This window comes from Hasllibacter halocynthiae (assembly GCF_003003095.1).
GTDB lineage: Bacteria > Pseudomonadota > Alphaproteobacteria > Rhodobacterales > Rhodobacteraceae > Hasllibacter > Hasllibacter halocynthiae.
In genome coordinates this window covers 1-22,190 of sequence record NZ_PVTT01000004.1, presented here as the reverse complement: position 1 = coordinate 22,190, position 22,190 = coordinate 1, and the positions used below count along the sequence as shown (strand labels likewise).

At 75.7% G+C, this 22,190-nt stretch carries 20 protein-coding genes; 2 read left to right on the top strand and 18 right to left on the bottom strand.

The genetic code is table 11. The annotated features are described in order from the left end of the window. Together BCF33_RS13815 and BCF33_RS13810 are read right to left on the bottom strand one after the other, a co-directional pair. The coding region (locus BCF33_RS13815; RefSeq protein ID WP_106161907.1) for a recombinase family protein at nucleotides 1-389 on the bottom strand (389 nt) is incomplete at its 3' end. Between the two features lie 369 nt (nucleotides 390-758). After that, nucleotides 759-1,856: a replication initiator protein A gene (locus BCF33_RS13810; protein WP_106161903.1), complete on the bottom strand. Its 1,098-nt coding sequence runs from the start codon at nucleotides 1,854-1,856 to the stop codon at nucleotides 759-761. Nucleotides 1,857-2,270: 414 nt separating this feature from the next. Here BCF33_RS13810 and BCF33_RS13805 point away from each other — a divergent pair, with 414 nt between their 5' ends. Both BCF33_RS13805 and BCF33_RS13800 read left to right on the top strand, forming a co-directional pair. Beyond that, nucleotides 2,271-2,939: a ParA family protein gene (locus tag BCF33_RS13805; protein WP_106161901.1), complete on the top strand. Its 669-nt coding sequence runs from the start codon at nucleotides 2,271-2,273 to the stop codon at nucleotides 2,937-2,939. Next, nucleotides 2,936-3,265, top strand: a complete 330-nt coding sequence (locus tag BCF33_RS13800; RefSeq protein ID WP_106161899.1) for a chromosome partitioning protein ParB — start codon at nucleotides 2,936-2,938, stop codon at nucleotides 3,263-3,265. Before BCF33_RS13805 ends, BCF33_RS13800 begins: the two co-directional genes overlap by 4 nt. A gap of 451 nt (nucleotides 3,266-3,716) precedes the next feature. Here the strand turns inward: BCF33_RS13800 and BCF33_RS13795 are convergent, their stop codons facing one another. The 16 genes from BCF33_RS13795 to BCF33_RS13725 form a co-directional block, all read right to left on the bottom strand. After that, entirely contained in the window at nucleotides 3,717-4,613 is an 897-nt protein-coding gene (locus BCF33_RS13795) for a type IV pili methyl-accepting chemotaxis transducer N-terminal domain-containing protein (RefSeq protein WP_106161897.1), read from the bottom strand. Nucleotides 4,614-4,748: 135 nt separating this feature from the next. Next, nucleotides 4,749-6,332 carry a phosphate ABC transporter substrate-binding/OmpA family protein gene (locus BCF33_RS13790; RefSeq protein WP_146132834.1) on the bottom strand — a complete coding sequence of 528 codons (1,584 nt, stop codon included), beginning with the start codon at nucleotides 6,330-6,332 and terminating at the stop codon, nucleotides 4,749-4,751. Nucleotides 6,333-6,517: 185 nt separating this feature from the next. Beyond that, nucleotides 6,518-7,360 carry a hypothetical protein gene (locus BCF33_RS13785; RefSeq protein WP_106161893.1) on the bottom strand — a complete coding sequence of 281 codons (843 nt, stop codon included), beginning with the start codon at nucleotides 7,358-7,360 and terminating at the stop codon, nucleotides 6,518-6,520. Then, nucleotides 7,357-7,743, bottom strand: a complete 387-nt coding sequence (locus tag BCF33_RS13780) for a hypothetical protein (RefSeq protein WP_146132833.1) — start codon at nucleotides 7,741-7,743, stop codon at nucleotides 7,357-7,359. Before BCF33_RS13780 ends, BCF33_RS13785 begins: the two co-directional genes overlap by 4 nt. Nucleotides 7,744-7,873: 130 nt before the next feature. Beyond that, on the bottom strand, nucleotides 7,874-8,743 hold the full coding sequence (locus tag BCF33_RS13775; protein WP_106161889.1) for a dynamin family protein: 870 nt from the start codon (nucleotides 8,741-8,743) through the stop codon (nucleotides 7,874-7,876). Next, nucleotides 8,740-10,866 carry a dynamin family protein gene (locus BCF33_RS13770; RefSeq protein ID WP_106161887.1) on the bottom strand — a complete coding sequence of 709 codons (2,127 nt, stop codon included), beginning with the start codon at nucleotides 10,864-10,866 and terminating at the stop codon, nucleotides 8,740-8,742. The genes BCF33_RS13775 and BCF33_RS13770 overlap by 4 nt, the downstream gene beginning before the upstream one ends. A gap of 188 nt (nucleotides 10,867-11,054) precedes the next feature. Further along, nucleotides 11,055-12,371 (bottom strand): hypothetical protein, encoded by a 1,317-nt coding sequence (locus tag BCF33_RS13765; RefSeq protein WP_106161885.1) that lies wholly within the window; start codon nucleotides 12,369-12,371, stop codon nucleotides 11,055-11,057. A gap of 5 nt (nucleotides 12,372-12,376) precedes the next feature. After that, entirely contained in the window at nucleotides 12,377-13,384 is a 1,008-nt protein-coding gene (locus tag BCF33_RS13760; RefSeq protein ID WP_245883858.1) for a PP2C family protein-serine/threonine phosphatase, read from the bottom strand. Beyond that, nucleotides 13,365-14,315, bottom strand: coding sequence for an FHA domain-containing protein (locus tag BCF33_RS13755; protein ID WP_106161883.1), 951 nt, complete (start codon nucleotides 14,313-14,315; stop codon nucleotides 13,365-13,367). Before BCF33_RS13755 ends, BCF33_RS13760 begins: the two co-directional genes overlap by 20 nt. 55 nt (nucleotides 14,316-14,370) lie before the next feature. Next, entirely contained in the window at nucleotides 14,371-16,548 is a 2,178-nt protein-coding gene (locus BCF33_RS14245) for a serine/threonine-protein kinase (protein WP_245883857.1), read from the bottom strand. A gap of 200 nt (nucleotides 16,549-16,748) precedes the next feature. Beyond that, entirely contained in the window at nucleotides 16,749-17,294 is a 546-nt protein-coding gene (locus tag BCF33_RS13745; protein ID WP_106161881.1) for a PAS domain-containing protein, read from the bottom strand. A gap of 60 nt (nucleotides 17,295-17,354) precedes the next feature. Continuing rightward, nucleotides 17,355-17,711: a roadblock/LC7 domain-containing protein gene (locus tag BCF33_RS13740; protein WP_170073299.1), complete on the bottom strand. Its 357-nt coding sequence runs from the start codon at nucleotides 17,709-17,711 to the stop codon at nucleotides 17,355-17,357. Beyond that, complete coding sequence (locus BCF33_RS13735; RefSeq protein WP_146132832.1) at nucleotides 17,698-18,807, bottom strand: dynamin family protein; 1,110 nt, start codon at nucleotides 18,805-18,807, stop codon at nucleotides 17,698-17,700. Before BCF33_RS13735 ends, BCF33_RS13740 begins: the two co-directional genes overlap by 14 nt. Further along, a complete protein-coding gene (locus BCF33_RS13730) occupies nucleotides 18,804-20,948 on the bottom strand; it encodes a dynamin family protein (protein WP_158259445.1) in 2,145 nt (714 codons plus the stop codon). Before BCF33_RS13730 ends, BCF33_RS13735 begins: the two co-directional genes overlap by 4 nt. Then, on the bottom strand, nucleotides 20,945-21,766 hold the full coding sequence (locus BCF33_RS14155) for a hypothetical protein (protein ID WP_158259444.1): 822 nt from the start codon (nucleotides 21,764-21,766) through the stop codon (nucleotides 20,945-20,947). Before BCF33_RS14155 ends, BCF33_RS13730 begins: the two co-directional genes overlap by 4 nt. A gap of 145 nt (nucleotides 21,767-21,911) precedes the next feature. Continuing rightward, nucleotides 21,912-22,190, bottom strand: a 279-nt coding sequence (locus tag BCF33_RS13725; protein ID WP_146132831.1) for a helix-turn-helix domain-containing protein, incomplete at its 5' end; no start/stop codon positions are given.

Sequence of the window (22,190 nt, the reverse complement as noted above, 5' to 3'; positions counted from 1 at the left end):
TCGACCAGGAGGTCGCGCTCGAACTGCGCCACCGCGCCTATCACGCCCATCGTCATCCGCCCGGCCGACGAGGTCAGGTCGACCCCGCCCAGGGCGAGGCAATGCACCCGCACCCCCATCCCCTCCAGCCGCGCCACCGTGCCCGCCACGTCGATCGCGTCCCGACCCAGCCGGTCGAGGCGCGTGACCACGAGCACGTCGCCCGCCTCCAGACGGTCGAGGAGGCGCCCGAACCCCCGCCGGCGCGCGATGGCCTCGGAGCCCGACACCGTCTCGGCCACCACGCGGCGGGGCTCGACGGCGAAGCCGGCGGCGGCGATCTCGCGGACCTGGTTCTCGACGGTCTGGCCGACGGTGCTGACGCGGACATAGGCGAAGGTGCGGGGCATGGGGGCGATCCTGATCCGGGATCCGTCCGAAACGGGCGTCCGGATCATCGGGCCCGTCCGCTACCCCGTCAAGCTACCTTGCGGACGCCCGGCGCGGGGGGGTCCGAAACCCTTCGGATACGGACGGGGGCTGGGCTGCGGGAAGCCCGTCCTCTTCGGCCCGGGGGCGGTCCAGGGAGCAGCCCGGGGAGGTGACCCGGTTCGAGAGGTGACCCGGTCGGAGAAGGAACCGGATTGGGAACAAAACCGGATTTTCTTGGTGACCCGGTCGGCGGAGCGACCCGGTTGCAGGACCGACCGGGTTCGGGCCCGGAATCCTGCGCCTCGCCTCCGAACGGGCGCTGGCGAACGGGCGCTGGCGAACGGGCCCTAGCGGACGGGCGCGCGCTCGTGGCGCCTGCGGCAGAAGCCCACGAAGGCCGCGTCCGGGTCCTTGGGAAGGGTGCCTGACGCGGCCGCGAAGGCCCGCCATTCGGCGCGCAGCGCGTGCACGTCGTAGCCCGGCGCCGCGGCGCGCGCGCGCGCCATCGCCGCCTCGGACACGTCAAGCGAGGCCTCGAAGAGGGGCAGGCGGCCCCCGTCCCCGCCCCCGTCCCCGCCCCCGCCTCTGCGCCCGCCCCCACGGGCGCGGGGGTGGCTGCGGGCGCGGGCGTCCCTGCGGCTCATCACCACGATGTCGCCGTCGAGGGCGAGGTCGTAGTCCGGCACGTGCCCGTCCTCGATGATCTCGCGCAGGAAGAAGCGGAACTTCTTGAGCGGCGAGTTCGACCCGACCTTCTTCTGCAGCTTGTCGACGCGGATCGCAAAGGGGCGGTCCTGCTCGCCCACGTGCTTGCGCGCCAGCTCGTAGATCCGCCGCTCGAGCGGGCGGCGCAGGCGGAAGTAGTCGGCGCTGATCGAGAGGACCTCCATCCCCTTGACCGCCCGGAGGGTCCAGTCCGAGACGGTGATGCGGACCTTGGTCATCCGTCCGAAGGGCGAGAGGTCGCCCCGCTCGTCCCGGCGGTCGATCTCGAAGGCCTCGATCAGGCCGAAGCCCCGCGTCTGGACGTGCTCGCCCGTGCGGATGTCCGTGACGATCGTGGTGCCGCGCAGCCGCACCAGGGCGTCCTCGAAGCGCTGGTAGGAGGCGGCCGTCGTGCGCCAGTTGGTGCCGACCATCACCTCGTGGGCGGTCATCTCGATCGTGGGGCCCACGTCGGCGCCGCGGTTGAGGTCGTGCACGAGCTTGGAGATGCAGTAGAGCAGGATGTCCTTGTCCAGGATCGTCGCGAGCCCCTTGCCCGAGGGGACGACGCGCAGCCGCTGGCCGCCATGCTCGTACTCGAGCTCGCGCATGTCGGGGCGCGAGGAGAGCGAGAAGACCGGATGCTCCATCGAGGCCATGTCGTCCTTCGGCGCGGCATCGGTCACGTCGAGGATGAAGAAGTCCCGGTTGGGGTGGCGATCGGGCAGGCGGCTTCCCATGAGGAGGGGCTTAACCGGCGTTCGTCCTTCCGGGAACCGGGATTCGTCCCTCCGGGAACCGGGATTCGTCCCTCCGGGAACCGAGATTCGTCCCTCTAGGAACCGAAAACGGCCGCGGTTCCCGATTAGTTCGTTCGATATCAAAGAGATACGAGGAGGGGCGGAAAGCCGTAACACCTATAACAATTATAACACTAGGGCGGCCTGTGGATAACTCGGGCATCTTCTGTGGATAACAGGCCGCTGAGAATGAGAGGGAAAGCCAAGGGGGGAGACGGGAAGGGCGGGGAGGGAGGAGAGCGGAACGGAACCGGATTGTCACGGTCACCCGGTTCGGAGTCGGACCCGATGGCCAGGGAAGGGGGCGGCGATCCAGACTGCGAAGAGGAGCAGCAAGCAAGGAGGGCCGCGGAAATGCCCACCATCGTCATCGCCTCGCCCAAGGGAGGGGCGGGCAAGTCGACCGCCGCCGTCGTCCTGGGAACCGAGCTGGCGCGCGCCGGCGCGCGCGTGACGCTCATGGACTGCGACCCGAACGGCTCGCTGACGCTCTGGGCGGAGCGCGCGGCACCGCCCGGAGGCGTGACGCTGAGAAGCGGCGTCTCGGAGGGCGAGGTGGTGCGCGCCATCCGCTCCGCCGAGGCGGACGGCGCCGTCGTGGTCGTGGATTTGGAGGGCGTGGCCTCGCGCCTCGTCAGCCGGGCGATCAGCCAGGCCGACCTGGTGATCACGCCGATGCGGGCGACCACGCTGGACGCCACGATCGGCGTTCGCGCCCTGCAGCTCGTCGCGGAGGAGGAGGAGGCCCTGGGGCGGCGCATCGCGCATGCGGTGGTCTTCACCATGACGCGGGCCATCCGGTCCAAGCAGCACCAGGGGATCGAGCGCTCGCTGCGCGAGCAGGGGGTGGACGTGATCGCCCCCGGCCTGATGGAGCGCGCGGCCTACTCGGCCCTGTTCGAGTTCGGCGGCGACCTCGCGACGCTGCCGCCCCAGGGCAACATGGAGGCGGCCCGCGACGAGGCCGCGCGCTTCGCCAGGGCCGTCTACGACCGGCTCGTCGCACGGGAGGCCGCGGCATGAGCGAGCCCTTCCGCATCGACGCCGGCGCCCTGCGCGCCCGTCCCAAGGCGGCCGGCGAGGCCGAGCTGAGGGCCGCCGACAGGGCGGGGGAGGCGCAGGGCTTCCTCGCGCGCGAGCCGCGGCGCGGCGGGCGCCGGCCGAGCCCGCGCACGGGGCAGGTCCACGCCAAGGTGCTGCCGCACGTGCGCGACGAGATCCTGGAGGAGGCCGCGCGCCGGGGCGTCACCCAGGGCGTGCTGATCGAGGAGGCCTGGGCGCTCTACCTCGCGCGGCAGGAGCAGGAGCGGAGGCCGGGGGCCGGGGGGCCGGACCGGCCGGGTTCCTAGAAGGACGAATCGGTCCCGCGACGGCCTTCCGGCAGACGGATCTGTAACCGGGTCGCTCGACCGACCCGGTTTCCCGGATCGGCGGAGGGGGCGGCGGAAGGGATGGCGCAGTGGCGCCGGCAATCGGCGGCTCGAGGTGACTCGCGCGGCGGGCGGTCAGGGTTCCCGAAGGGCCTGCGCCGCAAGCCCTTCGGGAACCCTGACCGCATCGGAAGGGCCCTCAAGGCATCCGGGCGGGCGGGGGATGCGTGAACGGGGCGTGAACGCACCGCGCGGTGCGTTCACGAAGCCGAAAGGCCCGTCGGGCAGGATGGCCCCCATGAGGCGCGTCCCGACATCGCGAAGGCCCCTGGAAGGGCGCTGGAAGGCCCCTGGGAGCTCGGGGAGGGGTTTCCGCCCCTTAGGGCCCCCTGGCCCCCTCCTGCGCCTGCAGCGTGCCTTCCCGGGCCTCTCAGAGGTTCAGGCGGCTGGCGAGGGCGTAGTGGAAGACCGTGGTGTTCGAGAGCCCGAGGAGGCGGTTCATCTCCGCGAAGACCCGGTCGTGCGCGTCCGGCCCGATCGCCTCGCCGGCGGCGAGGCCGGCGATCACCGGGGCGATCCCTTCCCAGCCTTCGGCGATCACCGCGAGGTCGCCGGCGATCCGCTCGTTCGGGGGGGGCACGACGCCGGCCTCGGCCATGCCCTCGCGCAGCGCGCCGAGCGAGAGGCCGAAGAGCGCGTGGTCCCCGGCCAGCGCCTCGAGCGCGGCGTCGTCGCCCGGGTCGAGCGCGAGGACGCAGGCGTTCAGCGCCATGCGCTGCAGCAGCATCCGCTGGCGCCCGGCGATCTCGATGGCCAGCGCGTCGCGCTGCAGCAGCTGCGCGGGGTCGGCGTAGCGCCCGGCGATGCGGCTGGTCAGGCGCACGGACCGGTCGAGCAGGTCGGGCGCGGCGGCGCGGATCCGGTCGGCGTCCGCGCGCGAGGCGCCGGCGAGCACGGCCTCGACCGAAGGGGCGAGGGGGGCCCAGATCGCGCGCAGGGCGCCGATGTCCTCGAGGATGCGGCGGTCCTCCTCCGGGGCGACGATGTTCATGGCGCCGTCCCCGTCCTCGAGCGCGGCGAGGATCCGGTCGAAGTCGCGCGAGGCGATGGCGAGGATCGGGCCGGCCTGCTCGGTGGCGATGCCCGCGCCGTCGGCGCAGGCGGCCGCTGGGATGCGCTCGGCCAGCATGCCGAGGCGGTTGGCGTAGTTGATGCGGTCGCGGCCGTTCTCGTCGACGACGACGCCGCCGGACTGGGCGAGGGCCGGGGCGCCGCCGGCCAGCAGCAGGGCCAGGATCGTGGTTCCAAGGGTCGTTGCGTAGCGCATGGTCTCGCTCCTCGAGCGTTGAGGCGGTTGGAGGGGCCTTCGGGCGGCCCCCGCGGTGTCCGCGGGCGCGCCGTCCCGGGCCTGCCGGATGGGGGCGGGGCGGGCGCGCGCCGGGGCGGCGCCGGCCCCGGCCGGTCAGGCCGGCCGCTGCATCCACACCTCGACGCGCCGGTTGATGCCCCGGCCCCGGTCGGTGTCGTTGCAGCCCGAGGGCGCGATCTCGCCGAAGCCGGCCGAGCGCATGGTCACGCCCGGCAGCTCGCCGATCCGCTCCTGCAGCTCGAGCAGGACCTGGTCGGCGCGCTCGACGCTGAGGTCGCGGTTGGCGTCGAAGCTGCCGACGCTGTCGGTGAAGCCCACCACGAGCACGTCCGAGCCCTCCGGCGCCTCCTGGAGGAAGGTGGCGAGGCGCTGCATGTCGACGAGCGCCCGCTCGTCCAGCCGCGAGGAGCCGGTGCGGAAGCGGAAGGTCGTCGAGAGGCGCTCGTAATCGACCATCACGCCGAGCATCTCGCGCATCAAGGCGCCCTCGTAGGGGTCGGCCTCCGGGTCGAGGAGCTGGCGCGCCCGGTCGCCGTCCATGTTCTGCCGGCGCGCCTCGACCCCCAGGTCGATGAAGCCGGCCTTGCGGATCACGCTGTCGGCCTCGGGCGAGAGGGCGTAGTCGAGGAAGGCGCCCGCCTCCTCGGGCATCTCGTCGCCGCGGTTGTAGAGGTAGAGGCGCCGCTGCAGGGCGTATTCCTCGGTGCGGGCCGAGAAGGCGTCGGGCGTCATGGTCAGCCCGCAGGAGTTGACCAGCGTCACCGGCTTGGCGCCGCGCTGGAAGGCGTAGCCGACGAAGCCGATCGCGGCGGGATCCTCGTTGACCAGGCGGGCGACCTCGTTGTTGTCGTTCGCGATCCGCACCTCGAGGGGCGCGACGTTGGGGTCCGCCTCCGTGGTGAAGATCGTCTCGGCGAACACGTCCCGCGTGCCCGAGCTGGAGGGGCGGTCGATGACGCGGATCGGCAGGTCGGGGCCGCCCACCTCGGACCAGTTGCGGATCTCGCCGCGGTAGACGTCCGAGAGCTGGGCGACGGTCAGCGTGCCCACGGGGTTGTCGGGGTGGACGATGACCACGAGGCTGTCGACGGCCACGATGTGCTCGTTGGCGGGGTCGACCATGTTGCCGGCGCCGGCGTCGCGCAGGGCGCGCGCCTCCTCGGGGCGGATGCGCCGGGCGGCCATGCCGATGTCGGCCGAGGCGCCCAGAAGCGTGCGGAACGCGTCGCTCGAGCTGGTCGAGCCGACGACCATCTCGCCCATGTCGTCGCCGAAGCCGCCGTCGCCGACCAGCGAGACGAGGATCTCGTTGGGGGTGCCGGTGGCGGAGATGGTGGCCTCGGCGTCGAGGAAGCCGGCATACCCCTCCAGCAGGAGCGGCATCATCCCCAGGCCGACCGCGTCCGAGCCCGCGAAGACGATCCCCGCCCGCCCGGTGTCGAAGGAGGGGCAGGCCGCGCCCTCGCAGCGCACCCGCTCGGCCGAGAGGCGCAGCTCGCCCAGGGCGGTGCGGATCACGTAGGCGTTCTCGCTGAACTCGACGAACTCGCCGGTGAGGTCGACCGTGCCGTCGGCCGAGCGCAGCGTCACCTCCTCGGCCAGCGCGGGGGCCGCGCCGGCGAGAAGGAGGGCCGCCCCGCAAAGCGCGCTGGTCCCTCTGTGATAGGTCTTCTTCATCGTCGTCCTCCGGGCAGGCGGGGCCGCGACGGCGCGGCCATGGGGGGCGGGGCCGGCGCGGGGGCCGACGGCCATGGCCGCGAGGATTTGCCACGTTTCTGGGCCAATATGTGGCTAGGCGGGGAAACTGTCGGGACTCCGCGAACGGCTTGATGGCCGTTTCGGGGCACCCCCCCGCGGCGCGCTCAGCCGTCCTGCGGAAGAAGCCGTCCCAGCCCCGCGAGGAGCGCGGGCAGGTCGGCCGCCCGAAGCGCCAGGAGGCGCGGCGGCGCGTCCGGCCAGGCCACGAGCGCGGCCGCCATCGCCCCTGGGCCCGCCCCTGGGCCCGCCCCTGGCGCCGGGCCGCGGCAGACCGCCCAGGGCCCCGGGCCCCGCGCCGCGAGAAGGCCCTCCGCCGCCTCCGCGAGCGCCCTCGCGGGCGGGACGTCCCCGAGGGCGCCCGCCCCCCCCTCCGGCAGCGGCAGCGCGCCCGGAGGGGCCGCCAGGCGCGCCAGCAGCGCCTCGAGGTCCTCCTCCTCCCCAAGGACCTCCCCGGGGCCTTCCCCGCCGGGTCCTTCGGCGGCGGGCCCTTCACCGGCGGGAGGGGGGGCTCCGTCCTTCGGCATGAGGGCGGCCAGGCGCTCGTCGAGGCGGGGGGCGGGCAGGCCCTCGCCGCCGATCTCGCCGCCGATCTCGGGGCCGCCGGGGCCGCCCGCCGCGGCGGTGCGCGCCGCCAGCCCCGCGCCCCGCGCCGCCGCCTCGGCGAGGAACCCGGCCAGGCGGGCGGCCGCCTCGCCGGCGCCGCCGGGCCCGCGCAGCCGGCGCCCGCCCAGGGCGAGGGCCAGGCCGCCCCCCTCCGGCAGCGCCAGGAGCTCGAGCGCGACGGGCAGGACGGCGCCCTCGACCTCCGCGACCACGGCGCGCCGCATCGCGGCCCCGTCCGATCCCTCCGGCGCCAGGAGGCGGGCGGGGCCGCCCGGGGCGGGGGCCGCCTCGGGCAGGGCGGCGAGCCGCCGCAGCGCGGTCCGGGCGCGGTCCTCCTCCGTCATGGCGCGTCCCTTCCGCCGATCCGCGCGAGGCCGCGCGCCGCGGCGGCCAGCAGCGCCTCGATCCCGCCGGCCTGCGCCCCGGGCGCGCAGAGGCAGAGCAGGGCCTCCTCCGGAACGTCCGGGTCGCGCAGCGCGACGCGCAGCCCGTCCGGGGCCTGCAGCAGCGCGACCTCGGGGGTGCCTCCGGGGGTACCGCCGGGGGCGTCCGGGCCCGGGACGCCGCCCAGGATCAGCGCGCCCTCGGCGCAGAGCGCGTCGAGCCGCTCGCGGGGGGGCAGGCCCTCGCCGCGGGCCACGAGGACCATCCCGGCGGAGAGGTCGGCATAGGCCGCGACCCGGCAGATCGGATGCGCCCCGACCAGGCCGTCGAGAATTTCGGTCACCATCGGCCTTCCGCCCCGCTCCGCGCCGTTCCGCCCCCGCGCCGTCGCCGCGGGGTTTCCGCGGGGGCCTTCGAGGGCTCCCGCGGGACCGGCCTAGGGGACGCGGCGCCTTGCCGGCAAGCGGGCGCGGTCAGGAGGGAACGCGGCGGGTCCCGCCCGCATCGGCCGTCCGCCCCTGGCGCCCCTGGCGCGGGCGCACGCGGCGCGGCACGACGCGCGCCGCCTCGGCGGGCGCCTCCGCCTTCGGGGAGGGGGGCGGCGCGAAGGCGTCCAGGACCTCGTCCAGCCGCTCCAGGAAGGCGTCGAAGCCGCTCTCGGGGCGGGTGCCGGGGTCCAGGGCCCGGACCAGGGAGACGGGCAGGACGCCGCCGAAGAGGGGCCCGGCCTCGGCCTCGACGCGGCGGATCACGCGGGCGCGATCGCGCTCGGTGACGATCTTGTCGAAGCGCGTCACCAACAGGAGCGAGCGGTCGCGCACCGCCTCGGGGACCAGCGACCAGGCCGCGGCCTCCGAGCGGCGCCAGGCCTGGGTCGCATGGGTGCACCAGAGGACGACGTCGGCCTCCGGCAGGAGGCGCTCCCACACTTCGGGGTCCATGTTGGGGTCCGAGATGCCGGGAAAGTCGATCAGGTCGCAGCGGTCCAGGATCGGGGCCTCGCGGAACATGCGAACGGCGCGCGTCTCCTCGACGGGGACGTCGCCGATGCGCGCGGGCTCGACGGGGGTCTCGCCGCCCCGAAGGTCCACGCGCAGGGGATCGCCCGTCCCCCGGACGATCCAGATCGGCGGAAGCTGGGTGGCGGTGACCTTCTCGGGCAGGGCGCGGTCGCCCAGGAGCAGGTTCGAGAGCGTCGACTTGCCGGCCGAGAACTCGCCCATGATGGCGACGCGCGGGCGGCGGGGCGCCGCCGCCCCCTCCCCCGGCGCGCCGGGGGCCGTCCAGGGCCCGGCCTCGGCGCGCGAGGCGTCGCCGGGGGCCTCGGGGACCATCTCGTTCATGCCCTCATCCTTTCGGCCTGCTCGCCCCTCTCGGAGACGCCCAGCTCCTCGAGGAGCATGTCGAGCATGCAGTCTAGCTCCTCCTGGGCCTCGACGCCGAACATCGCGTTCAGGTCGCCGATGCTGATCTCGGACTTGGCGCGCATCGCGCCGATCACGCGCTTCTGGTCGGTCACGAACCCCTCCAGGGCGCCGAGCGCGCGGCGGCGCACCTCCTCGGTCTGGGCGCCCTTGAGCTCCTCGACGATGGGGGCGGTCTCCGCGGCGATGAGGTCGCGGAAGTCGGCGGCGAAGGCTTCGTAGCCGCGGCGCCGGCCCCACCAGGACTTCCACCAGGAGGTCTTGAGGTCGAGCGCGATGGTCTGCGCCAGCGCGATCGGCTGCGGCAGGTCCGGCGTCGCCGGCACGTTCGCGGCCTGGTTCTCGACCTCCACGGCGAGGATCCGGGCCTGCGCCTCCAGCATCCGGCGGGCGGCGTCCGAGTAGATCTCCTCGCAGGTGCGCTCCGTGCGGCGGCGCATCACCTGGTAGGCCGAGCGGATCAGCAGGCGCAGCCCGTCGGGGCTGTAGGACCAGACCGCCTTCTCGCCATGGGCCTCGAGATGCGAGAGCAGGTCGGCCAGGGCGCGGTCGAGGAAGCTCTCGTGGACCTGGTCGACCCGGTCCCGGAAGCGCGCGAGGATGTCGCCGAGGCGCCCCTCCAGGGCGCCGAGAGCGTCCTCGCCGATCCCCGACAGGAGGCGCTCGCTCTCCTCGGGGGGCATCATCTCGCCGTCCGTGGCCCGCAGCGAGACCCGCTCGGTCAGGCTCTTGAGGGCGACCACGTTGCTGGCGGCCCGCTCGGCGAGGTCCTTCACGAGCGCGGCCCAGGCCCCCTCGTCGAGGCGCCGGCCGATCGCGCCCCAGAGGGCGGGCAGGCCCGACAGCTCCCAGACCATGTCCTCGACCGAGAGGGCCGCGAGGTCCTGGCCGCTGCGCGAGGAGGCCATCGACACGAGGGCCCTGGCGCTGTCGACGACGAGCGCGTCCACCGTCCCGGCGAGGACCGCCTCGGCCCACAGCGCGCTGCCGAACACGATCTCGGGCAGGGGGCCGTCGACCTTGTCGGCGAGCGTGGCCGAGAGGCTGGCCTCGATCTCGGCGATCTGCGTCTCGGGGTCGGAGAGCTCGTCGACGCGGTTCACGAAGACGATCACGTCCCGCGAGCGCAGGTTCGAGATCAGGCGGATCAGCCCCATGTCGGTCGTGTTCAGCGCCTGGTGCGCCGAGAGGACCACCACGCAGGTGCGCGAATCGCGCAGCGCCCGGATGGTGATCTGCTCGCGCATCATGAAGGTGTCGTTGACGCCCGGCGTGTCGCGGATCGTCAGCGGCACGGAGAGGAAGGGCGCCCCGAGCCAGAGGTCCGCCGAGCGGGTGATGTCGGCGAACTGGCCCTGCTTCTCGGCCTGCGAGAGCTCGTCGTAGTCGTCGCCCATGCAGACGTAGCGCTTCACGAGCGCGTCGTCGAAGCTCTCGTAGTCGTGGGTCTGGCCCAGCATCAGCTCGAAGCGGCGGCCCAGGCGGGCCTTCGTCTTCTCGCGCATCTCGGCGACCTGGGCGCGCAGCTCCTCGGCCTCGCCCTCGGCGCCGGCGCGCAGCGCCAGCTCGCCGATGCGGCCGCCGTTGCGCATCAGGCGGTCCCATTCGCCCTCGTCGAAGAAGCGGAAGGCGGCCCGCGGCGCCCCCTCGGGGCGGGCGTGGTTCAGGTGCAGCGAGGTGACCACGGAGGTCCAGGGGTTCACGTCCGAGGGCAGCAGCCCCGGCCGGCCGGCCATCGCGTTCACCAGCATCGTCTTGCCGGCCTTCACCTGCCCGATCATCGTGACGGCGGGCGCGAACTCGGACAGGCGCTGCGAGAGGCGGCCGAGCTGGCCGGCCACCTCGCCGTCGCCGACCGCGCGGATGTCGCCCAGCACCTCCCCGAGGGCGTCGCGCTCCTCGGCCATCTCGTCCAGCACCTCCAGCCCGCGGCGCGGCACGGCGCGCGCCGGTGCCCGGATGGCGGCATGGGGGGCCTGGGCGGCGGCGGCGGGGGCGTCCCCGCCCCCGGGTCTCTCGGCGGCGGTGAGGGCGACGTTCATCGGGATGCTCCTGGAAATGGCGGCCGCTGGCGAATCGTTCGACGGGCCCGCCCGGCGGGCGGACGTCCCCGATCCGAAAGGGATACACGCGATTCTGGCTATTTGACGGCGCGGCCCCCTTCGGAGGCCCCCCGGGCGGGATCGCGGCCGCCGGAACGCCTCGGGGGTGCGCCTCGGGGGGGTGCGCCTCAGGCGGCGCGGGCCCAGGCCTCCGGCGGAAGCGCGTCCCGCAGCTGCAGCAGGAGCGCGGCGGCGTCGCCCGCCGCGGCGCCGCCCCGCTCGACCCCGAGGAGCTGCGCCATGTCGGCCGCCGCCCAGGCGAGGTCGCGCAGCGGATCGGCCGCCGGGTCGTCGACCTCCTCGAGCTCCTCTGCGAGGCGGGCGGTCTCCTCGACGGCGCGGGCGATCACGGCGCGCCCGTCCGACGGATCGAGCGTGGCGCCCGCCTCCCGCAGCCGGGCGGCCGCGCGCGCGAGGGCGGCGATCCCCCCCTTCCCGCCGGGCGCACCGGCAGGATCCGGGGTTTGGGCCGGGGCCGGGGCCTGAGCCGGGGCCGGGGCCGGGAAGGGGATGGCGGCCGGGGCCGTCCCGGGCGCCGTCCCGGGGGATTTCCCAGAGGATTTCCCGGGCGCCGTCCCGGGGGCGGCTTCGGGCATGGCCTCCAGCGCCTCCGCGTTCCGCGCCAGGAGAAGGTCGGCCCGGTCGATCAGCGCCTGGCGGGTCCGGCGCACCAGCTTGCGGACCGCGCCGATCAGCTCGGGCCCGCCCGCCGCGCGCATCATCGCCGCGTCCAGCGTCCCGTCCGCGCCGCGCGCGCCCAGGGCCGCCCCGAGGTCGACGCTGACGACGTGGTCGAAGGCCGCCGCCGCCGCCGCCCCGGGCCGCCCGGCCGCCGGCGGGCGCAGGAGGATCGCGCCGGCGGTCAGCGCCTCGGGCATCGCGGCCCAGAGGGCCTGCTCGGCCCCCGTCCAGTTCCGGCTGCACCAGATCGTCAGGTCGGTGCGCGCCGCGGCCCAGCCGCCGGCGCGGCGCAGCGCGTCCTCGCTGCGGGCCGACAGCTCCAGCAGGGTGATCCGCCCCAGCGCGGGCAGGTCGCGGCGCAGGCGGGCGAAGGCCACGTCGCCGCGCGCGGCGATCGCCTCGGGCGCGGCCGCCGCGCCGGAGGCCGCCTCCCGCCCGCCGCCCGCCAGCGTGAGGAGCGCGCCCGGCCCCTCCGGTCCCGCGGCCTCGACCTGGACGGTCGGCATGGCGGCCCTGCCGCCGCCGGGGCCGCGCACCGGCAGCACCCGCCCGCCCGCCAGCACGTTCAGCGCCGCCGACTTGCCCGATCCGGGAAGCCCCGCCAGCGTCACCCGCACGGGCGCGCCGAGCCGCCCCGCCAGGCGCGCGGCGATCTCCGCGTCCTTCGCGGCCAGCGCGCCCGAGGCGATCGCGCGCCCGAGGGCCGCCAGCGTGGCGGCCCCGTCCCCGATGCCGTCCCCGGCGGTGCCGGCGTCGCGCCGCATACGCCTCAGCCGGCCGCGCCGGCGCGGCGGAAGGCCGCGGCGTCCGGGGCGTCCGGGGCGTCCGGGGCGGCGACCTTCCCGCCGCCCTCGGGCGCGTCCTCGTCCTCTCCCCCCTCCTCCTTGGAGGGCCCGGCCGGCAGGACCGCGACGCGGGTGGTCGGCAGGCGGCCCTCCTCGACGAAGGAGGCCGGCTTGGGGACGATCTTCCGCTCGGCCCGCTTCATGTGGTTCAGCTTGACCACCGTGAAGCTGATGTTGTCCTGGTCGGGGTCGGCCAGCTCCTCGAGCGCGGCGAGGAGGTGGCCGGCGATCTCCGCGGACTTGCGGCGCCGGTGCCGGTGCAGGAGCTTCCTGATCTGCGGCTCCTCGAGGTACTGCAGCCCGTCCGAGGAGATCACGAGCACGTCGCCCATCTTCATCGCGTAGGGCGCGTCGGGGCAGTCCGCGCGGGCGATCTTGCCCCCCATCAGCACGGAGGTCAGGCAGTTGCGGTCCGGGTGGTCGCGCGCGGCCTCCGGGGTGATGAGGCCCTGCTCGGCCATGAAGTCGATCTGCGGCGCGAGGGAGTGGTCCTCGTTGAGCTGGCGCAGCTTGCCGTCGCGCAGGAGGTAGAGCGGGCTGTCGCCCACCGACATCCAGTAGAGCCGGTTCTCGACCGCCACGAGCCCGACGAGGGTGGCGCCCATGCCGCGCGTCTCGGGGTTGCGGCGGACATGGCCGCGGATCACCTCGTTGGCGCGGCGCGCGGCCTCGGCCATGATGCCGGGGATCGCGGCCTCGTCGGCGGCGAACTCGGCCGAGCGGAACTTGAGCGCGGCGTAGACCTGCGTGACCACGATCTTCGAGGCCACGTCGCCGGCGGCGTGCCCGCCCATCCCGTCGGCCAGGACCGCGACCCCGCTGTCCATCCCGAAGGGGAAGTCCGCGACGGTCGCGTCCTCCTGGTAGGGGCGGCCGCCCTGCGCGACGGCCGAGGCCACGTCGTAGCGCGGCTCAGGCGATCTCCAGATCATCACCGTCCTCCCCGGCGCCGGCATCCGCTTCCTCGGACCATTCGAAGTCCGCCCCGCAGAGCGCGACCAGCCGCAGCTCCGTCTCGCCCATGCGGATGCGGTCGCCGTCCGCGAGCGCCTCGTTGGCGATGACCGGCCGGCCGTTCAGGCGCACGATGTTGGACTTGCCGCCCTGCCCCAGCATGAACCCGCGCGTCTCCGCGTCGTAGGCGATGGCCGCGTGCCCGCTGCGCGAGATCGCCATGTCCCCGAAGTCGAGCCGCACCGCCTGCCCCGCGCCGCGCCCGATCGAGGAGAGGCCCGGCCCCAGCGGGAAGTGCGCCCCCCGGCCCGGCCCGGCGGTCACCACCACCCAGCCCACGGGAAAGCGCAGCGCGTCCGCGGGCGGGGCGGCTTCCTCCTCCTCCTCGTCGCCGCCGAAGGCGGCCATGATGTCGCGCACCTCGCCCTCGGAATCGTCGAAGCCCAGAAGGCGCGTCTTGGCGCGCGTCCTGCGCGCCGGCGCCGGCGCCGTCGTCGCGGCCGGCGCGGCCGGCGCGGCCGGCGCGGCCGGGGCCGAGGGGGCGGGCATGGCTTCCGGGCCGTTCCCGTCCCAGGCCCCGTCCCAGGCCCCGTCCCAGGCCTCGTCCGCTACCTCGTCCCCGGCTTCGTTCCCGGGGCCCTCGACGTCCCAGATGTCCGGCCGGGCCTCGTCCTGCTGCATCCGCTCGGCGATGTCGCGCAGAAGGTCGCTCGTCGAGGGGGCGGCGTCGTCGCCGGGGCGCGTGGCCCGCAGAACGGGCCCCGACGCGCCCGAGCCGGGGGGCGGCGCGGAGGCGGGGTGGACGGCGGGCCCCGGGATGGGCCTCGGCCGGGTCTCCGCGGCGGGGCCGGGCCGCGCGCGTCCCGCCCTTTCCGTCTCGCGGCTGAACAGGCGGCTGAAGAAGCTCATCGTGCGTTCCTTTCGTCCTGGTCTCTCGGGTCGTGGGCGGGCGCGCGCGGCGGGGTCATCGCCGCGCGGCGAGGTCGACCGTCACCGGAAGGTCCTCCCCGTTGCGGCGCACCATCAGCGTCAGCGTCCCGTCGCCGCGCCGGTCCGTCCGCTCGAGCGCGGCGGCGAGGGCGTGCCGCCCGTCCAGCCGCTGGCCCGAGGTCAGGTCGGCGACCAGCACGTCCCCGGGGGCGAGCCCCCCCGGACGGCCGCCGGCCACGATCACCCGGCTCGTCCAGCCGCCCCCGGGCGCGGCGGTGGCCTGCACCACGACGCCGCCGCCGAAGCGCGTCTCCTGGATGACGGGAAGCGTCAGCACCTGCTCGATCATGGCGGGCCCGCCGGGCCGGCCGAGGCCGACGTCGAGGGCGACGTCCCGCAGGGCGTCGTCCTTCGGCACGGTGGCGAGCACGGCGCGGAAGTCGGCGAGGCTCTCGACGGGGGCGCCCTGGACGGTGCGGATCACCATGGCCCCGTCCGGGTCGGCGCGCAGGTCGCCCAGGGGAAGCCGCACGGTCCAGGCGCTGGCGAACTCGACCCCCGAGGGAAGGGGCGCGGGGGGCGCCTCGAGGCCGGGCGCGGGCGCGGATGCCGCCGCGGATGCCGGCGCGGGCACGGGCAACGGCGCGGACGCCACGGGGGAGAGGCGCGGCACGCCGGAGGGCGCGGGGGAAGCGCGCCCGGCCCCTTCGGGGAGGGCCATCTCCGGCGCGGCCTGGACGACCCGCGGGGCCGGGGCGTCGGGAGCGGCGGCGGGAGCGGCGGCGGGCGCGCCTCCGGGCCGCGCGCGGGGCGCGGGCGAGGTCTCGGGCGCCGTCCGGAGCGCCGTCCGGAGCGCCGCCTCGGGCGGCTCCGGGGCTTCGGCCGCCGTCCCGGAGAGGGCCCCGGCGGGGGTTTCGACAGGATCGGCGGGGGTTCCGACGTCGCCCCCGGGCGCCTCCGGGACCGCCGCGGAGAGGATGGCGGGAACCTCTTCCGGCGCGGCGCGGGCCGCCTCGGACCCCGCCTCTGCCGCCTCGGACCCCGCCCCTGCCGCCGCCGGGGGCGCGAGGGCCAGGGCCTCCGCCTCCGCCTCCGCGCCGCCGTTCCCGGCGGGCGAGAGCACGGCGAACGCCCCGCCCCCGGCCAGAAGGGCGAGCGCGGCCACCCGCGCCAGGAGGGGGCCGCGCCCGCGCCTCGGCGCGGCCTCGGCCCGCGGGGCGGGGCGGCTCTTGACGCGGGTGACGACCCGGGTGCGCACGCGGCCGCGCTTCTCCATGGCCTCGCGCCACTCCTCCGCGGTCTGCCAGCGGTCCTTCGGCACCACCGCGAGCGCGCGGTCCACGGAGGCCAGGACGGCGTCCCTGTAGCCCGCCACGCGCCCCAGCAGGGGCTCGTAGGGGTCGGCGGCGCCCGTCGCGACGGCGGTCAGGCGGGACTGGCTGTCGGGCGGCGCCTCGCCGGCGATGAGGTGGTGGAGGGTCGCCCCCAGCGCGTAGAGGTCCGAGAAGGGCCCCTGCTCGGCGCCGGTGACGTAGAACTCCTGCGGGGAGTAGCCGTCCTTGACCACGCGCAGCGCCGAGAGGACGCGCGACTGCTTGCCGATCCGCTGCCGGGCGGCGCCGAAGTCGATCAGGACGGGGGTGCCGTCGGCGCGCACGAGGACGTTGTCGGGGCTGACGTCCCGGTGGAGCATGCCCTGCGCGTGCACGAAGCCGAGCGCGTCCAGCATGGTGCGCATGACCTCGACGACGCGCTCGGGCGGCATGCTGCCGCCTTCCTCGAGCAGGTCGAGCAGGTCCTGCCCCTCGATGAAGTCGAGCGCCATGTAGGCGGTGTCGTTCTCGGAGAAGACCTGGTGCACGCCGACGATGCTGGGGTGCTGGAGCTTCGCGAGGCTCCGGGCCTCCTGCACGAAGAGGCGCACGATCGAGGCGAGGTCCTCGCGGTGCGAGGGCAGGCGCGGCTGCACCATGGTGCCCACGCGCCGGCAGAAGGCGCCGGGAAAGCATTCCTTGATGACGATCGGCCGCTCGAGGCTGTCGACCGCCCTGTAGGTGATGCCGAAGCCGCCGGCGTTCAGGAACGACCGGATGCGGTACTGGCCCTGCAGCAGCTCGGTGCCGTCGGGCAGCTCGTCCCTGGTCTCGGGGGGGACGATCTGGAGGTCGACTTGTCTGGCGGCCGGCATCGGGAACCCCGCGTTCTGCGGCATGGGATCGTTTCCGGGGGGGAGACGATGGACCCGCGCTACGCGGCGAGTTCGACTAAAAAGTGACTGCAAGGGGGAGGTTTCGTTGCCGGAACGTGTCCGGCGGCCCCCTGTCCGAGGGGGCGCCCGCTGGCCCGTTCCGGCCCCGTTCCGGCTCCGTTCCGCCCCTGCGCGGGTCCTCGGCCGGGCCTTCAGCCGGGCCCTCAGCCGGGCAGGCGCAGCGCCTCGAGGCGGGCCTGCAGGAGGTCGCGCACCCCGACCCCCGAGAGCGAGGCGAGGTCGATGGCGCGCATCCGCACGGCCTCGGCCATGCGGTTCACCCGCTCGAGCCCCTCGCACAGGGCCCTGGCATGGTCCTCGAAGGCCGCCGCGCGGCCCAGTCGGGGGATCTCGCACTGGCTGCCGATCCGCCAGACCGGCCGGTCCGAGGCGTCGAGGACGGAGAAGATGTAGAGGAAGTTGTCGAAGGCCTCGCCGGACTTGCGGTGGTTGCGCAGCAGCGTGCGGCTGTCCCGGCCCGCCAGGAAGTCGGCCCGGATCGCGCGGCGCGCCTTCTCCTGCGGGACGTCGCCCTGCAGGAAGCGGCAGTTCCGGCCCACCACCTCCCCCGCGGCGTAGCCGGTCAGGCGCTCGAAGGCCCCGTTGACCAGCAGGAGCGGCTCGTCCGGGGCCCGCGCGTCGCACAGGCTGAGCGCGACCTGGCTCTCGGCGAAGAGCTCGCGGATCGGCGGCGGGATGTCGTCGGCCATGGAGGGCCCCCTCGCGCATGGCGCGCACGGCGGCGGCGGGCGCCGCCGTGCGCGCGCGGATCAGATGGAGAGCGTCTTCTCGACCGACTTCACCTGCACCCGCGCCATGCCGAGGTTGGCGGCCTTCTTGTCGAGCGCGACGTAGACGAAGACGGTCGGGTTCTGCTCGAGCGGGCGGATCAGGTGGAACTGCTTGCCCAGCGTGATCAGGATGTCGTCGATGCTGTCCTTCAGGCCCAGCATCTCGATCGCGGAGAGCTTGGCCTTCACCACCTCGGTGTTGGCGGCGCCGGCCGCCTCGAGGTCGAGGCCCCCGCCCCCTTCGGAGGCCATCATCAGGCCGGTCTCGCTGTCCACGAGGCAGGCCCCGATAAAGCCGGTGATCTCGTTCAGTTTGGAAATGTCAGTGCTCGACATGGTCTCGCCCTCCCAGGCGTCGGTTTTGTCTCTCGGGGTCCGCGGGCCCGGGCCCGTCCTGAAGGACGTGCCAGGCGTCGCGGGCGTGATCCGTCAGCTCGCGCTCCAGCTGGACCATCGCGCGGGGCCAGTCCGCGGCGTCGCGCGGGACCGGGCGGGCGATGGCGGCCAGGACGGCGCGCCGACTCGTCGACACCCCCTCCTGTCCGGTCAATTGGACATTCATTCGTTCCAAATGGTCCCAAGGCTGCTCGTTTTTCCGGCGCGACAGCAGCGCAGCGACGTCGAGCGGGCGCCCTTCCCCGCCGGCCTCCCCGTCTTCCCCGGCCGTGCCCGCCTCCGGTCCCGGTCCGGTCGGGTCGGCGCGGCGCCGCGCGGCGTCCTCGGCGGCGGCGACGGCGGCCTCGAGGGCGTCCTCCAGCGCCTCGCCCCCGCTGCTGGCCCAGAGCGCGGCGTCGCCCCCCTCTCTCGCGCGGGCGGCGTCCGGGGTGGCGAGCGGCAGCACGGCGGCGAAGTCGCGCGCCGTCTCGGCCCGCAGCCGTGCCAGGACCTTCGCGCGGTCGCGCGGGGAGGCCATCAGGTCCATGCGCGTCACGACGAGATGGCTGCGCACCCGCAGGGCCGCCGGCATCGCCTGCCAGAACCGCGCCTCCGAGCGGCGCCAGGCCTGCTCGGCGGCGGTGCACCAGAGCACGAAGTCGAGATAGGGGGTCAGGAAGCGCAGCGCGGCGGCGTCGCGCCGCGGGTCCGAGATGCCCGGCGTGTCGATCAGGTCGATCCGCTCGAGCGCGGGGGCGGGATGCTCGAGGCGCACGGCCAGCACCTCGGGGTCGGCGGCCTCCAGCACCTCGTCCAGCGAGGAGGGCGCGAGGCGCCCGTCCCGCCGGAGGACCCGGGCGGCGGGGCGCGGCCCGCAGGTCATCCAGACCGGCGGCAGGTTGGTGGCCACGGCGCCGGCGGGCAGCGCCCCCTCGTCGCCGAGGACCAGGTTCAGCAGCGAGGACTTGCCGGCGGAGAACTCGCCCATCAGGGCGGCGGCCGGACGGCCGGCCCGCCAGCCCTCCATCACCGCCTCCGCGGCCGGCGAAGGGGTCACGAGCCGACCGCCCGGCGCAGCGCCTCGAGCTCGGCGGCGGCCTCGCGCAGGCGGGCCGCCCGGCCGGCGATCTCCGTGCGCAGGCCGAGGTTGCGGCGGATCGCGCTGCGCTGCGCCGCGCCGTCGAGGGCCTGCAGCCCGTCCAGCATCGCCAGGTGGTCGGAGAGGAAGTCGTGCAGCTGGGCGCGGACCCGGCGCTCGAAGTCGGCGATGTGGATGCGGCGCACCTCCTCGGCGACCTCCTGCATCTCGCGGCCGATCACCTCGCGGAAGCGGTCCACGAAGCTGGAGGGGCGCAGGCGCCGCCGCAGCCAGCCCGAGGCCCAGCCCCCGCAGAGGTCGACCTGCATCGTGCGCATCAGGGCGGTCGGCGCGCCTGGCGCCTCCGGGCGCGGGGCGGCGACGGCGAAGACGTTCGCCCCCTCCTCCAGCACGTCCGCGTAGATCGCGCCGACGCGCGTCGCGGCGGCGTCGAACACGGCCGCGACCTTGCCGGGCGCGGCCTGCGCGAAGCGCGAGTAGGCGCTGTTGAGCTCGCGGTGGAGGGCGGCGGCGTCGGGCTGCCAGTCGCGCGGGTCGCCCCCCGCGTCGATCAGGCGGCCCAGGGCGGCCGCCTCGCGGCTGACGAAGTCGTGATAGGCCCCCGAGACGAGCATCAGCATCTCGGAGGAGGCGTCCTCGATGGTCTCGCGGCAGGCGAGGTCCACCTGCTGCAGCAGCGCGTCGAGGTCGTCGACCAGCCGCCCCACGTCGAGGCCCTCGCGCAGCGACGAGCGCTCGCCCAGGGCGTCCTCGAGAAGGAGGGCCGACTGCTGCGCGAGCCGCGAGGCGCGGCGTGCGGCTCGGCCCAGGCGGGGCGCGGCCGCGCCGGCGGCGCCCCGCTCCTGCACGAGGGCGCGCAGCTCGTGCAGGCCCGACAGGTCGGTCGCCTTCGCGCCGTTCCAGCCGGGCCCGCCGGGCGCGGGCCCCTCCCCCGCCGCCGCCGTCCCCGCGCCGCCGTCCTCGCCCTCCTCCAGGCGCCAGGCGCGCTCCTCGGCGAGGGCGGCGAGGACCTCGAGGCTGCCGGATCCGACGGAATCGCAGGCGCCGAAGCTGGCCAGCTCGGCCCAGACGGCGCTGCCGAAGACCACCGGCATCCGCGCGTCGAGCCCGTGCCCGGCCAGCACCTCGCGCAGCGCGGCCTCGATGCGGGGGATCTGCGCGCTGGGGCTGGCGAGCTGGTCGACCCGGTTCACGAAGAGGACCACCTGGTCCGAGCGCATCCCCCTGAGGATCCGCAGAAGGCCCATGTCGGCGTCGCTGAGCGCCTGGTTGGCGTTGAGCACCAGGACGCAGATGTCGGCCTCGCCCAGCCGCTCCAGCGTGGCGGCCTCGCGCACGAGGAAGCGGTCGTTCACGCCGGGCGTGTCGCAGATCACCGTGGGCAGCACGAAGTCCGCGCTCTCGGCGAAGAGGTCGGCCTGGCGGGTGACGTCGGCATAGCGCCCGGCCGGGTCCGCGGCGCCCTCCCCGCCCTCCCCGCCCGGCTCGTCGCCCATGCAGACGTACTTCTCGACCAGCTCGGGCGAGTAGCCGGCGAAGCTGTGCTGGCCGTCGAGCAGCATCTGGAAGTTGCGGCCCAGCCGGGCCTCGGTGCGGCGCTGCATCGCGCCGATCTGCTCGCGCAGCTCGGCGACCTCGAACTCCATGCCGGCGGCCTCGGTCATCTCGCCCAGGCGGCCGCCGCGCTCGGTCATGCCGGCCCAGTCCTCGGAGGTGAAGAACCGGAACACGGCCGCGCGGCGGTCCGGGCGGGCGGTGTTGAGGTGGATCTGCGTGACCACGGAGGTCCAGGGGTTCACGTCCGAGGGCAGCAGCCCCGGCTTGCCGATCAGCGCGTTGGTCAGCGCGGTCTTGCCCGCCTTCACCTGCCCCAGGATCGACACCCGCACGGCCTGGCCGTCCAGCTCCTCGCGCAGCGCGGCGAGGCGCGCGGCCATCTCGGGCGGCACGAGGCCGGCGATCTCGCCCAGCAGCTCGAGCAGGCGCGCGCGCTGGCGCTCGGCGCGGCGCGCGGCCTCCGGGATGCGCGGCGCGGCGGGGCGCAGCGCGGGGCTGGCCGTGTCCATCAGGCCCATGGGAAAGTCCCTCTCGCTTCTCAAGCCGCGTCCGCGGGGGCGGCGTCCGCCCCCTCGAGGACGGGCGCGAGGCGCGCGCCGCCCTCCTCGATCACCATGGCCGCGCCGCCGAAGAGGCGCGCGGCGAGCGCGACCCCCGAGACCGACGCGATGCGCGCGAAGGAGGCCCCCTCCGGCACGGTCAGGGGCCAGCCCCCGGCGTCCAGGCGCCACCCTTCCGGCCCGCCCCCCGAGGGCGCGGCCGCCGCGCCGAGCAGGGCCGCGGGGGCCTCGGACGTCTCGGGCGGGGCGTCCGCCGGCTCGATGGTCATGGCGACCCGCCCCCCGCCCCGCACCATCGCGGCGAGCGCCCCGAGGCCGCCCCCCTCGACCGCCAGGGCCCGCCCCCGGCCCACGAGGAAGCGGTGCGGCGCGCCGTCCCCCTCGATCCGGTAGACCCGGGGCAGCTCGGCGCCGAAGAGGCGCGCGCCCAGGGCCCAGAGCGTGCGGCGCGCCCCCCCCAGCCGCGGCGGCGCGGGGGCGGGCGCGGGGGCGGGCGGGACCATCTCGGGCAGGCCGCGCAGCCCCGTCTGGGCGAGACCGACGTTCAGCCCCGCCCCCCCGAGGAGGATCGTCCCCGTCCGGCGGCAGACCAGCGCCCGCCGCTGGGGCCCCGAGAGGACCAGCCGCGCGCGCGGCAGTCCGTGATCGGCGGCGAGGCCCGCGCGCGCGGCGGCGTCGGCGGCCGCCGAATGGGCCGGATCGCCCCATTGCGCGCCGTCCGCGCGGCGCACCGTCTCGACCCCCGGCAGGGCGAGAAGGCCGGCGGGCGGGGCTTCATCGGGCTGGGTGGAACTGTGCATCGGACTTCCCTCGATCGAGCGGGTCCTGGTCCGACAAGTTGATGAGAATGCGACCCTCCCATGTCGGGCCGGCATCCATTCCGGCACCGCGGGATGGCGCCGGCCCCGCCATGACTGCGGCGTGCCCCCTGGCGCCCCTTCCCGGTCAGGGAAGGGGGCGCCGCCCCTCCCCCTCCTCCGCCGTCGTCCCTGCGCCGCCGGTCTTGGCCCCCTCGGCCCCCGCCGCGTCCCTGATCCGCATGACCGTCTGCCGCGAGGTGCCGTGCCGGCGGGCCAGGGCGGCGACGCTCTCGCCCGCCGCCAGCCCCTCGCGCACGGCGGCGCGCGCGCGCGCGCTCAGCGAAGGGGGCCGCCCGATCCGCTTGCCCTCGGCCCGGGCGCGGGCGAGGCCGGACTGCGTGCGCTCGACCAGGAGGTCGCGCTC